11 protein-coding genes are annotated in these 13,761 nt (G+C 72.7%); 5 read left to right on the forward strand and 6 right to left on the reverse strand.

Annotation, left to right across the window (positions count from 1 at the left end; translation table 11 throughout):
* Positions 1–170: 170 nt before the first annotated feature.
* Positions 171–407: a hypothetical protein gene (locus tag PUR71_RS12830; RefSeq protein ID WP_329927071.1), complete on the reverse strand. Its 237-nt coding sequence runs from the start codon at positions 405–407 to the stop codon at positions 171–173.
* Positions 408–464: 57 nt separating this feature from the next.
* Entirely contained in the window at positions 465–2,258 is a 1,794-nt protein-coding gene (locus tag PUR71_RS12835; protein WP_329927072.1) for an eCIS core domain-containing protein, read from the reverse strand.
* A 664-nt stretch (positions 2,259–2,922) separates the two neighbouring features.
* Here PUR71_RS12835 and lanKC point away from each other — a divergent pair.
* The gene (gene lanKC / locus PUR71_RS12840; RefSeq protein WP_329927073.1) at positions 2,923–5,586 is read left to right on the forward strand and encodes a class III lanthionine synthetase LanKC; all 2,664 of its coding nucleotides are present in this window, start codon (positions 2,923–2,925) and stop codon (positions 5,584–5,586) included.
* 280 nt (positions 5,587–5,866) lie between these two features.
* Here the strand turns inward: lanKC and PUR71_RS12845 are convergent, their stop codons facing one another.
* Both PUR71_RS12845 and PUR71_RS12850 read right to left on the reverse strand, forming a co-directional pair.
* Positions 5,867–7,102: a PP2C family protein-serine/threonine phosphatase gene (locus PUR71_RS12845; RefSeq protein WP_329927074.1), complete on the reverse strand. Its 1,236-nt coding sequence runs from the start codon at positions 7,100–7,102 to the stop codon at positions 5,867–5,869.
* A gap of 174 nt (positions 7,103–7,276) precedes the next feature.
* Positions 7,277–7,375, reverse strand: coding sequence for a hypothetical protein (locus PUR71_RS12850; RefSeq protein WP_329927075.1), 99 nt, complete (start codon positions 7,373–7,375; stop codon positions 7,277–7,279).
* 399 nt (positions 7,376–7,774) lie between these two features.
* On the opposite strand from PUR71_RS12850, the gene PUR71_RS12855 reads away from it, so the two are divergent.
* On the forward strand, positions 7,775–8,338 hold the full coding sequence (locus PUR71_RS12855; RefSeq protein WP_329927076.1) for a papain-like cysteine protease family protein: 564 nt from the start codon (positions 7,775–7,777) through the stop codon (positions 8,336–8,338).
* Between the two features lie 10 nt (positions 8,339–8,348).
* Positions 8,349–9,218, forward strand: coding sequence for a hypothetical protein (locus tag PUR71_RS12860; RefSeq protein ID WP_329927077.1), 870 nt, complete (start codon positions 8,349–8,351; stop codon positions 9,216–9,218).
* A 217-nt stretch (positions 9,219–9,435) separates the two neighbouring features.
* On the opposite strand, the gene PUR71_RS12865 is transcribed toward PUR71_RS12860, so the two are convergent.
* Positions 9,436–9,729 (reverse strand): DUF1330 domain-containing protein, encoded by a 294-nt coding sequence (locus PUR71_RS12865; protein ID WP_329927078.1) that lies wholly within the window; start codon positions 9,727–9,729, stop codon positions 9,436–9,438.
* A 260-nt stretch (positions 9,730–9,989) separates the two neighbouring features.
* Here PUR71_RS12865 and PUR71_RS12870 point away from each other — a divergent pair, with 260 nt between their 5' ends.
* Together PUR71_RS12870 and PUR71_RS12875 are read left to right on the forward strand one after the other, a co-directional pair.
* Positions 9,990–10,988, forward strand: a complete 999-nt coding sequence (locus tag PUR71_RS12870; protein WP_329927079.1) for a GlxA family transcriptional regulator — start codon at positions 9,990–9,992, stop codon at positions 10,986–10,988.
* Between the two features lie 304 nt (positions 10,989–11,292).
* Positions 11,293–12,267 (forward strand): phosphotransferase, encoded by a 975-nt coding sequence (locus PUR71_RS12875; protein ID WP_329927080.1) that lies wholly within the window; start codon positions 11,293–11,295, stop codon positions 12,265–12,267.
* A gap of 397 nt (positions 12,268–12,664) precedes the next feature.
* Here the strand turns inward: PUR71_RS12875 and PUR71_RS12880 are convergent, their stop codons facing one another.
* A complete protein-coding gene (locus PUR71_RS12880) occupies positions 12,665–13,651 on the reverse strand; it encodes an NADP-dependent oxidoreductase (RefSeq protein WP_329927081.1) in 987 nt (328 codons plus the stop codon).
* Positions 13,652–13,761: the final 110 nt, after the last annotated feature.

The following is a 13,761-nucleotide window of genomic DNA, read 5'->3' on the forward strand; positions in this document are numbered from 1 at the left end:
ACCGGCAGGTGCGGCCGGTCCAACGGGTTCTGGCTCCGCCCCTGCCCGTGGCCCTTGCCACAGCGGCGGGAATCGGCCCGCCTGCGACGGGTGGGACGAGGCGCAGCAGGCGGAGGGAGCGGCGGCCGGGAGCTGTCCCGGCCGCCGCATGTGCTCGTGACGGCCCGCGGTCAGCCGCTGGTCGCCGAGGTGGCCAGGCTGCCGGGGTCGAGCGGTCGGCGGGCGGTGCCGTTCACCGCCGGCTGCGCCGCTTCGGCGGCGGCGGCGACGGCAGGGGCGGGGGCGGGTTCCAGGAACGGTGCCCGTTCCACGGCCGTCAGCCGGGCTGCGGGGGAGGCTTGGACGGGCAGGTCGGCGGCAGGCTCGGAGAAAGGACGCCACAACGGGCGCCGCTGATCGGAAGTCATGACCGCAAGTCTGGCAGTCCGCCGGCCTGATCCGCCCCGGGGCGGGGCCGTCAGGCGTCAGGAACGCGCGCCGCGGGACTTGTCCAGCTTCTCGATCTCCTCCTTGAGGACCTGGTAGGCCTCCCGTTCGTCGCTCGTGCGGGGCCGTCCCGCCTCGAACGACTGGAGTTCCTGTTCCAGAAGCGTGTAGGAGCCGTACTGGGAGTACTCGTCGAACAGCTCCCGCCGGAACGCTTCCGCGAGCGGGGTGTCGTCCCCGACGTTCCTGGAGGCGAACCGCTCTCCCCAGGTCGCGCGTTCGTCGGCGAGGTCTTCGATGACGTCGAGATCGGTGGGGCTGTACGGCATCGGCACCTCCTCGTCGACGGTGACGGCCTCGTACACGGCCCGTACCTGCGCCTGGTGCCGGTCCTCGTGCAGGGCGAGGCCGTACACGGGTGTCTTCTTGCCGAGGTAGCGCTGCAGATAGTGCTGGGCCGAGACCAGCGACTGCGCCGACTGCGTGTAGTCGATGAGGAGGACCTTGCCCGGCAGGTCCTTCGGCAGGAACTCGGCGAAGTGAGCGTCGAGCATGGCCTGCTGCTGTTCGGACGGCGGGGCGCTCGGCCGGCTCACCGCGGACTTACGGCCGAACCAGTTCCTCTCCCGCGACTTGGTGGTGAGCACCTTCCCGAGGATCGAACCCGGGTCCTCCGGTCCGGGGCGGAAGCTCGACAACGGAATCGAGTGGGTGATGCGGGGGTTCCTGCTCTGGAGGTGCGCCATGACGGCGGCCGGGCTGCGCCCAAGGCCGACGTAGACGAACGTGCCGGGTGGGTACGTCTTCTCGATCCAGTCGCCCAACTCCACCACCGATGTGAGGAGTTCGTCCTGTTTGTCGGCGTCCTTGCCCGCACTGTAGGCGGCCAGTTCGTTCATGAACCGCGCCTGGTCGTTCGGCCCGTACTCGCGTTCCGGACCTGACTTCAGGAAGGTGTCGAGAGAGCGGTACGCGGTGCTCCTGTAGTACGCCGACCGTTTGTCGTTCTCCCCCAGGCCGGCAGCCTCAAGCCACTTCTCGGCGAGCTCCCGCCTCAGCTTCTTCGTGTCGCCCGTCGCCTCGTGCAGCGAAGCCTGGAACACGGAGTCGTCGTCCTCGACGAACTGGTACGTGCCGTCCCGCATCTCCCAGGCGCCCTGAACGGTCGTCGCGGAGGACGGCGGCGCGTCCTTTCGCACCGCACGGCCGGGCCGCGCCGTGTCCGCCGCGTCCGCCGCGTGCCGGGCACCCGTGGACATCAGGCGGGTCGCGTTCGCCTCGGCCTCCCGCTCGAAGCGGTCCGACGGATCGGAGACGCGCAGGCCGGTGCCGTTGTCTGTGCCCGCCACCGGGCCCTGTCGCTGCTGGATGACATGGGTCAGTTCGTGCGCGAGGGTGTGGTGATCGCCCCCGCCTTCGCCGATCACCACATGGCTTCCCGAGGTGTACGCGCGGGCGCCGACCTCGGCGGCGGAGTTCCTGGCGCGGTGGTCGTCGTGGATGCGGACGTCGGAGAAGTCCGCGCCGAACCGGGACTCCATGTCGTCGCGGGTCGCCGTGTCCAGCGGGCGGCCGGGAGAGCGCAGGACGTCGTGCACGGTGGAGCGCTGCACCTGCGGCTGCTCGTCCTGACGACCGTCGTCGACGAGGAGCTGAAGCCGCCTTCCCGCCGGGAGGTGCCCGGCCCGCTGGAGCATCTGCACCACCGCGGCGTTCCCGACGGTGCGTTGCAGGCGTTGCAGGGGCTGCGACGCCGGCCCGGTGCCGCGCGGCCGACTCGCTCCGCTCGCCTTGTCGTTGACAACGTCCGCCTGCTTGCCGCTCTGGAACACGCCCGCTCCCGGATTCGTCCGCAACCCGCCGATCTCCACCCACCAGAGTCCCGTCGTGCACGGTGAAGCGGCCAGAGCCGCGCATGCAGCCCTTGGGCAGAGTTCGGTGCCCTTCCGGACAGATCGGGCGCTCAGAGGCCCCCGCCCTGCACCGCCACCTCGCCCAGAACATCCCCGGCGCCCCGCTCACCGAGATCCCACCGGCCCCCTGCCCATGGTCGAGCGCCCCGAGGAGCGGCAGAAACCGACGACCGACTGGCGCGGGCGGGAGACCGGTTTTCGGCATGCGGAGGGCGAGTTGGCCGAAACGCGTGGGGTGGGAGTGACGTGGCAGCACTCGACGGGCGCTCCTCCGGCCGTCGCCGCAGGTGGCGGCAGGCGCCCAACGGCTCGCGGGGAGGCCGGGTTCGACGGGTTCCGGCCGAAGGTGCCGACGGGCAATTCGGGCGCAATCGGCCGGTGAATTACGGCGGTTAACACGCGGGACATGAATTGGCAACGGGTTGCCCGGAATTCCGGGGCGTGGATAGATGTGTGTCCCGCCGGGCCGAACGCTCGGTCGGGACGACCCGATGTCGGGAACTCGGGACGCCGGAAGTCGTGAATCCGGGGCCGGGCGCGTTCCGCGCCGCCCCGTCGAGCTCAGGAGAGGGGGAACCGCGAGGTGCGTCCATCGGACTACGAGCCGTACTGCCAGGTCGACCAGGTCTTCTACGACGACCCGGCAGTGCGCGACGACGCCGGCGAGTTGTACCCGGCGGCGGTCGGCCCGGTGCCGCCGGGCTGGCGGCGCAGCCGGGACGGCGTGTGGGTCTACCTGCACCCCGAAGGGGTCACGCTGCCCGAGCAGGGCTGGAAGGTGCACGTGTCGGGGGCGCTGGACGAGGCGCCGCAGATCATCGACACCGTGATCGGATTCTGCCGGGACGAGCGGGTCAGCGTGAAATTCCTGGCGAGCCCTGAGATCGTCCTGAAGGCCAATTCGAAATACGCGCCGCGCGGTTCCAGCGGAAAGCTGCTGACGCTCTACCCGCTGGACGAGCAGGAGCTCCGGCGCGTCCTGGAGGGCCTCGAGCCGCTGTTGAAGGGGCGGCGCGGCCCGTACATCCTGAGCGACCTGCGCTGGCGCGACAGCCTGCTGTTCGTCCGGTACGGGGCGTTCCGGCAGCTGTACTGCCTGGACGCGCAGGGCCGGACGGTCTCGGCGCTGCGCGACGCGGACGGCCGCCTGGTGCCGGACCTGCGCCGGCCGGTGTTCTCGGTGCCGCAGTGGGTGGAGGTCCCGGCGTTCCTGGCCGCCCAGATCGAGGCCAGGGCCTTGGAGCAGGGCGCACCCGAGGAGTTCCCCTACACGATCGAGCGCGCCCTGCACTTCTCCAACGGCGGTGGCGTCTACAAGGCCCGCGACCGGCGGGACGGGCGGCTGGTGGTCCTGCGCGAGGCGCGGCCGCTGGCCGGCCTGGACCAGCACGGAGCGGACGCGGTGGTGCGGCTGCACCGCGAGCGGGACATGCTGCGGCGCCTCGACGGGCTGGACTTCGTGCCCCGGTTGTACGAGCACCGGGTGGTGTGGGAGCACGAGTACCTGGTCGAGGAGTTCGTCGAGGGCGAGAAGCTGGAGCGCTTCCTGTTCACCGGGCGTCACCCGCTGCTGGACGGCGACGCGGGCCCGGAGCGGATCGCCGAGTACACGGCGCAGGCGCTGGACTTCGCGGAGCAGCTCGCGGCGATGCTGCGCACGCTGCACGAGCGCGGGGTGGCCTTCGGCGACCTGCACCCGGGCAACGTGATGGTGCGCCCGGACGGCCGCCTGGCGCTGGTGGACTTCGAGCTGGCCTTCGACCTGGCCGACGGTGTCCCGCCGGCCTTCGGCGCCCCGGGGTTCATCTCCCCCGCTGCCCGTTCGGGGACGGCCGTGGACGAGTACGCGCTGGCCTGCCTGCGGTTGTTCCTGTTCCTGCCGCTGACCTTCCTGATCGAGCTGGACTCCGCCAAGGCCGGGCACCTCGCCCGCGCCGCCGCCGAGCGCTTCGCCCTGCCCGACGGGTGGGCGCAGGAACTGGTCGCCCGGCTGGCCGCGGCCACGGGCGGCGCCCTGCCGGCCGGGCGCGTCGAGCTCGCCACGCGCGCCGACGGCGCCGGGGCCGGCGCCGGGGCCGCGGGCACCAGAGCCGTGGACACAGGAGCCACCGGCACCGGGGCCGCAGCCGTGCTGCCGGCCCTGGACGACCCGGCCGGGGTGCGGCGGGTGATGGACGACCTGGCCGAGGGGATCCTCGCCGCCGCGACCCCGCACCGCACCGACCGTCTGTACCCGGGCGACCCGGAGCAGTTCGCGCGGGCCGGGGTCGACCTCGCACACGGCGCCTCGGGCGTCCTGTACGCGCTCGCGGAGGCCGGGTACCCGGTGCCCGGGGAGCACGTGGAGTGGCTGCTACGGGCTGCCCGCGACCCGAAGGTCGTCCGCCCGGGCCTGTACGACGGGCTGCACGGCGCGGCGCTGGCGCTTGAGCGGATGGGGCGGCGGGACGACGCACTGGACGTGCTGCGGCGGGCGGGGACGCTGCGGGAGGTGCGCAGCGGACTCGGCGTGCTGGGTGCGGACCTGGCGTCGGGCCTGGCGGGCATCGGGCTGAACCTGCTGCACTTCGCGGACCGCTGCGCCGATCCGTCCCTGGCCGAGGAGGCGGTGACGGTGGCCGGGGTGCTGACCGGCCCGGAGGCTCCTGCGCTCGGGCGCGGGCGGGTCGGCCTGCTGCACGGCGGTTCGGGCGTGGCGCTGTTCCTGGTCCGGCTGTTCGAGCACACCGGTGAGGCGCGCTGGCTGCAGGCCGCGGAGGCCGCCCTCGCCCGGGACCTGGCCACGGCCCGGCTCGACGGGAAGGGCCTGCTGCTCACCGAGGACGACCGGGCCACGGCCTACCTGGGCGCGGGCTCGGCGGGCGCGGCGGTGGCGGCCAGGGCGCTGCTGCGCCACCGTGACGACCCCCGACTGGCCGAGGCCGTCGAGCAGGCGGAGCGGGCCTGTGCGGCGGAGTTCGTGCTGATGCCGGGCCTGTTCGAGGGCCGGGCCGGGCTGATCTGCGCGCTCGCCGGCTCCTCCTCGCCGCAGGTGCGGGGGCAGGCGGCGCGGCAGGTCGAACGGCTGGCCTGGCACCTCGTCCGCCACGAGGGCCGCGCGGCCGTCCCCGGCCACCAGCTGTTCCGGCTCTCCACCGACCTGGCCACCGGCTCGGCCGGCGTCCTCCTGGCGCTGCACGCGGCGTCGAACCCGAAGGGCACCGCCCTTCCCCTCCTGGACCACCGGGACGCGGCCGCGTCCCGGTAGAGCAAGAAACCGTACGGCTGGCCGTTCGTCCGACCGGTCAGTCGCCGTTCAACTCAACGAAATGAGGTGTGTCATGGCTTTCATCCTCGACCTTCAGGGCCTGCACGAGGAGTCCGAGACCTACGTCGAGTCGCTCTGGTGCAGCCACTGGTCCTCGCGCGCCTGCATGTGAGGCGCCCGGTGGCCGTGAGGGCCGCCGCGGACCCGGTGCCCGCCGCCCCTCCCCGGGGTGGCGGGCACCGCCGCGTTCAGGCCGCTGATCGACGGACTGGGACGGGGATCAGAGACGCAGGACGATGAGGGCGGTGTCGTCGGTGAGTCCGGTGGGTGGGATGAGGTCGGTCAGGAGGGCGTCGGCGAGGGTGTCGGGGTCGGCGAGGCGGTGGCGGGTGAGGGAGCGGGCGAGCCGGTCGAGACCGGTGTCGATGTCCTCGCGGCGGCGTTCGACGAGACCATCCGTGTACAGCGCGAGGACGGAGCCTTCGGCGAAGGCGGTACGGGCCTGGGGGCGGGGGACGTGCTCCGGACGGGCGCCGAGCGGGGGGTCGGTGGCCTGGTCGAGGAAGATGACGGTACCGTCGGGCCGGCACAGGGCGGGCGGCGGGTGGCCGGCACAGCTGTAGGTGAGCGTGTGGTCGGTCCAGTCCACGAAGACCGATGCGGCGGTGGTGTTCTCCGCCCCGTCCACGGAGCGGGCGTACAGGTCGAGGACTTCCAGGGCCTGGGCGGGGCCGGTGGCGACGCGGGAGGCGGCGGACAGGGCGCTGCGCAGTTGGCCCATGACGCCGGCGGCGATGAGGCCGTGGCCGACGACGTCGCCGACCGCGACCGCGACGGCGGTGTGGTCGGTACCGGTCAGGTCGGCGAGGTCGTACCAGTCGCCGCAGACGTTGAGCGCCCCGGTCGCCGGCCGGTAGCGCACGGCGGCCCGGTGGTGGCCCAGCGGCCGGGGCGCGGGGAGCATGGCCTCCTGCAGGTGGAGGGCGACCTCGCGTTCGCGGGCGTGGGCCCGGCGCAGGCGCTCGTTGACGCCCTGGAGTTCACGGGCCCGGGTGTAGAGCTCGGCTTCCAGCACCCGGGTGCGGTCGCGGCCGCGGCTACCGCGGGCCTTGATGAGCTCGGTGACCTCCTCGACACGGTGCAGCAGCAGCGCCACGCTGCCGTCCGGGGCGAGCACGGGGGTGTTGACCGGGCTCCAGTAGCGTTCCTGCCACGTGCCGGGCCGTTCGAGGTCCTCGACGTCGTAGCGTTGCAGGGCCATGGTGTCGCGCTCGCGGGTGGCGACGACGCGCCGGAGTGAGGCGTGCAGGTTGCGGACCCCGGTGGCCGCCGGGTCGTCGGGGTTGTCGGGAAAGACGTCGAACAGGTAGCGGCCGACGAGCTGCTCGCGGGTGCGTCCGGACAGCAGCAGGTACGCCCCGTTGACGTCCGCGTACACCAGGTCGGTGGTCAGCAGGGCGACGGCGCCCGGCAGGGACTGGAAGACCGACTGGTAGTCGATGACGGACCCGCCCACGATCCACCTCCCTTCCCTCGCCGCTCTCCGATCAAGGAGTCCTTCCACGATAGGCACGGACACCCGGGTCGGCCCGCTTCGCTCCTCGGGCCGCCGACGCGGCCTGGGCAGGGCGGGCCGTCGGTACGGCTGCGCAGGCCGGCCACGCCGACGAGGCCGCCGCAGGGGTCATCGTCAGGGCAGCAGGACGGCCTCGCCCCGGTCGCGGTGGGCTTCCAGGTCGGCGTGGGCCTGGGTGGCCTCGGCCAGGGGGTAGGTGCGCCAGATCGGCACGGTGAGCTTTCCGTCGGCGGGCCGGCCGCACCAGCTCGGCCAGGGACTGGCCCGCCTGCTCGGAGGTGCCAGCGCGCTGCGTGGACGGCAGGGCCACGCAGTCCACGGTGACGACGCCCGTCCCCGGCGCCACGGCCCTCCAATCGGGCGCAGTTTCGGAGCGATCGGAAGCACCCCGCGCGCCGCGCCCCAAACAGGCGGGTGCAACGTCCTGCCGGCGGCGTTCAGCGCGCAGCGCGTGCCGGAGAACGGTGTCGTGGCGAGGGTCATCGCATATATGACGATTCATCCTTGTAGGTGCAGTTTCTATACACACCATGCGTGACGCCGCCAATCCGTGCTGTCATACCCCTGTCAGATCCCCCGGCACGCATCGCACTTTGGCGGGAAGGCAGGAAGATGGGCAGATCCACGTTCACGGCCAGGACGGTGGCCGTCGCCCTGACGGCTTCGGCGTTGCTCGCCGCCTCAGGGAGCCCGGCCCACGCCGAGGCGGGGCAGGACACCATCGGCATGTACAAGCAGGAGAAGACCCAGTGGTGCTGGGTCGCCTCCGGGCTGACGATCGCCAAGTTCCACGGCTACGGCAGCACGCAGACGGACTTCTGCACCCGGGCCCAGCCTTACTACGGCTGCAACAACCAGCCCGCCACGCTCGACGACATGGCCAGGGGCTGGAGCAGCCTCGGCATGACCCACCCCGGCTCGGGCCTGAGCAGCGCGGCCACGTTCAACCAGGTCTACACCGACGTCAAGGCGGCCCGGCCGGTCGCCGCCCGCATCGGCTGGACGTCCGGCGGGGGCCACATGAACGTCGTCTACGGCTTCGACACGTCGAACAACACCATCGCCGTCGCCGACCCGTGGCCGGACACCGCCACCTACACGTGGTGGAACTACGGCGACTACGTCAGCAACAGCTCGTTCAAGTGGACCCACTCCCGGATCGGCATCTCCCGTTAAGGCAGGCGGCATGCACGAAAGAAGAACGTCCGGCAGGTGGGCGGCCCCCCGCCTCTCCCGCCTGACCACCGTCCTGGCACTGGGCGCATCCGCGCTGCTGTCCGTCGCCGGCCCCGCGCACGCGGCCGCACCCAGGGACCCCCGCCCGGCGGACATCCCGGACTACCGGGCCGCCCTCGACCTTGTGAAGTCGGCCGACGTCCACAACGCCGTCTGCCGCTTCCTCAGCGTTCCGGTGCCCCAGGGGGACGGCGTCGAGACGCCGCAGCCGATCCCCGACAAGGCCGACCCGTGCGAGGGCATGCCGGCGTTCACGGTCAAGGACCCGTTGGCGCTGAATGAGATCACCCCCGGCTTCGTCGCGGGGACGTCCCTGCCGATCGCCACCGAGGCGGTCAGGCTGAGTCATCTGGTCTCCGCGCTGAACGCCCCGGTCAACGGACGGAACGCCACCGTCATGCTCGCCCCGACCGAGGGTGGCGGATGGCACTTGGCGGCCGTGCGCGAGGGCGACAGCGACGCCACGTACGCGGGCACGGCCACGGTGGGGACCCTGGTGTTCACCGAGCCCCAGATCCGCGGCTGGTACCGACTGAAGCTCACCACGGTCGAACCGCTCAACGACCAGGCCAGGCAGGGCCTGGACGGCCGGTCGTCGGTCTCGCTGAGCGACTACCAGAAGCTGGTCAAGGCCCGTTATGCCGACAAGCTGCCCGGCTCGGCGTACGACACCACGGGCATGTCCAGCGGCTACGGCGCCACGAAGAAGACGGAAGACGCCCCCTCCTCGACACCCTTGCTCCTCGGCGGTTCGGGCGCGGCCCTGGCGCTCGCCGGCGGTGCCTTCGCCCTCCGCCGCCGGCGCCACACCACCGCCTGAACCCGGCCCCCTTCGCCCCCGGCCCGGCCCCCCGCCGTCACAGCGGCCTGCGCCGGGGGCGACCGACGACCATCGCCCTGTCGCCATCACCACGCGCGCCCGCACGGAGCAAGCGTCCATGGCGCCGTCGAGAACGGCTGGGGAGTGCATCGGTGCAGGGTCGTCGATCACGGAGGAGGCGCTCGGCGATGGCTGGGCCCGTCGGTCGGTCGGCGGGTCAGTCGATGCCCTCGATGATGCGGAAGTCGCGCTCGAAGCCGTCGGGGAGGGCCACCAGCGCCTTCTTGTATGCCTCGCTCTCGTATGCCGCGACCGCCTGTTCGAAGCTGTCGAACTCGATCAGAACGACGCGCTGCGTGATTCCGGCCTCGTGGGCGACGACTCGACCGCCACGGGTCAGGACGCGCCCGCCCGCAGCCCGGACAGCCGGACCCGCCAGCTCGTTGTAGGCAGTGAGCCTCTCAGGGTCGGAAATGGCGGGGTAGACACTGACCCAGTAACCCTTGGCCATGGAAGACCTCCTGTGTTCGGCCGGACACGTCCGACTTCGAATCGACACTCGGATCGTTCGATCCCGACGACGGCCCAAGGGGCGGGGTTCTCAAAGGTCTCCGTCGAGGTCATGCCTCGATCCTTGCCGTTCGAGCCGGCCTCGGCCATGGCGGAAAGGTCAGCCTCCGATACATTCTGGCCATGCCCGTCCACCATGCCGGCCCCGGTGCTCCCGGCGCCCGCGACCTAGCCGGTCGCACCGCCGAACAGGATCGCGCGATGCCCCCAGGACCGCGGCCTCGCGCCCACAAGGTGGTCGTCCTCGTACTCGACGGGATCTACCCCTTCGAACTCGGCATACCTCAACACGTCCTGGGCGCCGCCGGTGGCCGCTACGAGGTGGTGACCGCGGGCGTGGACGGGAAGCCCGTGCGCACCGTCACGGACCTGACCGTCACCCCCGGGCACGGCCCCGAGGTGCTGGCCGAGGCGGACACCGTGATCATCCCTGGGTACGCGATCACACGGTCCTCGGCCACCGCCACGGACTCCAAGGCCCTGGACGCGCTTTCCGGCGTCCGGCCCGGCACCCGTCTGGTGTCGATCTGCAGCGGTGCCTTCCTGCTGGCCGGCACCGGTCTCCTCGATGGGCGCCGGGCCACCACCCACTGGGCGCTCAGCGACCGCTTCCGGGAACTGTTCCCCCGGGTCGAGCTCGACACCGGCGTTCTTTTCGTCGACCACGGTGACGTGTTGACCTCGGCGGGGGCGGCCAGCGGCTTCGACGTCTGCCTGCACCTGCTGCGCCAGGACCACGGCACCGAGGTCGCCAACCAGGTCGCCCGTTTCTGCGTCATGCCGCCGTACCGGGACGGCGGGCAGGCACAGTACATCGAGCGGCCACTGCCGCCGACGGGCGCAACCGGCACCGGGCCGACCCGCGACTGGGCCTTGCAGCGGCTTGAACTGCCGCTGTCACTAGACGAGTTGGCAGCGCACGCGACGATGAGCACCCGTACCTTCGCCCGGCGCTTCAAGGAAGAGACCGGTCTGAGCCCCGGCCGCTGGCTGACCTCGCAGCGGCTGCGGCGGGCCCGGCACCTGCTGGAGTCCAGCGATCTGCCGGTGGAACGCGTCGCCCACGAGGTCGGATTCGCCACCGCCACCTCGCTGCGCCGGCACCTCGCGGCGGAGGCCGGAGTCGCCCCGTCGGCGTACCGTCGTACCTTCCGTGCCCCGGATCCGGCCACCGGCGATGCGGGCTCCGTTCCCGCCTAGCCACGACGCACCGTACGCTTCCCGGTGGTTCATCCGAACCCCTGCGCCGGGCGTCCATCGGCCGCGGCGCGCGGCGATTCGCCCGCGAGCGTCGTCGGTGTCGACAGCGGACCGAGGTCGAAGGCCGGCGCTGTGCGAGATGACGCCGACGGACATCGCGTCGACCCCGGTCTGCGCGACGGACGTGACCGTGGACAACGGGACGTTCGGCCGGGGGTGATGAGCCGCCACGGACGAGGCAGATCGTCGATCGCCCGATCGAGTGCTCCACGGGCGGACCGCTGCCCGACTACCGTTGCTCCGCATGACCCACACCCGGCTCGAAGTCACGGCGGAGTTGGTCCGCCACCTGTTGCGTGACCAGCATCCCGACCTGGCCGATCGCCCGGTGAGGCTGGGCGCGCGTGGCTGGGACAACCAGCTGTGGCGGCTCGGCGACGACCTCGCCGTCCGGTTGCCCTGGGCAACGGAGTCCGCCGACGCGCTGCTGCGCAAGGAGCACGCCTGGCTGCCCGCCCTCGCCCCGCACCTTCCCCTGCCGGTGCCCGTCCCGCAGCGCCTCGGCGAGCCCTCCGAGCGGTTCCCACGGCCCTGGATCGTCACCACCTGGGTGCCGGGCGAGCCCGCCGACCGCGCCCCCGCCACGCGCGCCGCGGAGGCGGCCGACGCCCTGGCCGCCTTCCTGACGGCCCTTCACCGACCCGCCCCCGACGGAGCGCCCACCGGCCGTGACCGCGGAGGACCGCCGGCCGACCACGCCGAAGGCTTCGCCGAACGGCTCGCCTCGGCCACCGACAAGGGGCTGATCCCCGACCCGGACGCCGTCCGCGCCGTCTGGGAAGACGCCGCCTCCGCGCCCCACTGGACAGGCCCGGCCCTGTGGCTCCACGGCGACCTGCACCCGGCCAACGTGCTCACCACCGACGGCACCATCTGCGGCGTGATCGACTTCGGCGACCTCTTCGCAGGCGACCCGGCCATCGACCTCGCGGCAGCGTGGATCCTGCTGCCGGACGGCGCCACCGACCGCTTCCACCGCGCCTACCGGCCGACCCCGGACCCCGCCACCCTGCGCCGCGCCCGCGGCTGGGCCGTGTGGCGCGCCCTCGCCGGCCTCCTCATCGCAGACGCCGGCGTCCACGGGCGCCCCGGCGGCAAGGTCACCTGGGGCCCACCCGCCCACGCCTCGCTGCGGCGACTCGTCGCAACGGTCCGCAGGCCCGGTGAGCACGGCCCGGAGCCCACGGAGCCCCTGGGGCGGATCCGGCCCCACAGCTGACCGGCCCGGTCCCGGACGGGAACCAGGGCCTACCGGACATCAGGACACGACAGCCACGACGACGTTCCGAACGGACTTCTTGACCACGACGACTCCTCCGTGCTGGTTCAGTGGTCGGCGGCGAGGCTGCCGTTCGGGCATCGACGTCCAGTCAACGGGGAGTCAACAGGATGGTCGCGTGCGGTTCCACGGCCGCAACCGGCGGCGCCGGGCGCACCACGGGACCAACAGCCCTGCGGGGACGGCGACGACGGCGCCACGGGAGCGCAGCGCAGGCGGCGGTGCGCTCGTCCATTCCCTCACGGTGACCGCGAGCGCGGCCGGCCGCACGCCGGGATGACGGATGTCAAGGGCTCGCCGGCATGCATGACACGAAGGGAGAGAAGCCCACAGGACGCTACGGCAGCGGATCGGCGTCGGCGTCGGGGGCGATGGAAAGGACGATCTTGCCGCGGGTGCGCCCCGACTCGCTGGTGGCGTGGGCTTCGGCGGCGTGCTCCAGGGGGTAGGTGCGGGCCAGGGACACTCGCAGCAGGTCCTGGTCGACGAGGGTGGCGAGAGTGGCCAGGTCCTCACCGGACGGGGTGAAGGACAGCTCGACCAGCCCGAGGCCGAGCTCGTCGGCGCGTGTGCGCAGGGCGGTGCGGACCGGGCCGGTGCCGCGCACGTCGACCAGGACACCGCCGGCCCTGAGCACCTGAAGCGACCGCAGGCCGTAGTCGCCGCTGATCGGGTCGATCACCGCGTCCACCCGGCGGCCGTCGGCGGCGAGCTCGGCGGCGAAGTCCGTCGCCGTGTAGTCGAGGACCTCGTCCGCACCCAGCCCGCGCACGAAGGAGTGGTTGGCCTCGCGAGCGGTGCCGATGACGAAGGCGCCGCGTGCCTTGGCCAGCTGGACCGCCAGGTGGCCGACGCCGCCCGCCGCCGCGTGGACCAGCACCCGGCTGCTCCCTTCCACCGTGCCGGCGCGCTCCAGCGCCTGCCACGCCGTCAGCGCCGTCACCGGCAGCGCCGCCGCCTCGCGCAGGCCCGCGCGCCGGGGCGCAGCGGCCAGCTGGGATTCGGGGACGGCCGCGTACTGGGCGTAGGAGCCGCGCGGCGGGATCGTCACCCCGTAAACGCGGTCGCCCGGCTGGAACCGGGTGGCCCCCGGGCCGGTCGTCTCGACGGTCCCGGCCATGTCGAGGCCGATCGAAAACGGCGGGGTACCGAAGCGGCGCACCTGTCCGGAGCGGATGCGCCAGTCGGCGGGGTTGACCCCGGCGTACGCGATCTTGACCAGGACCTCGCCCGGGCCCGGTTCCGGCACCGGCACACGGGCCGCCGCCAACACCTGCGGCCCGCCGTACTCGCGGACGACGACCGCGCGCATATCGCTGCCCATGGAATCCCCCTGATGATCGACGCCGACGGGGACCGGGCCGTTCCCGGTCGCCTCGCCATGGCGATCATCCTGGTCGCGATGGGTATCACTTGTGAAGTAGGTACCTGAAG

Origin of the sequence: Streptomyces sp. SP17BM10 (assembly GCF_036322405.1) — a bacterium.
In the GTDB taxonomy this organism is placed as follows: domain Bacteria; phylum Actinomycetota; class Actinomycetes; order Streptomycetales; family Streptomycetaceae; genus Kitasatospora.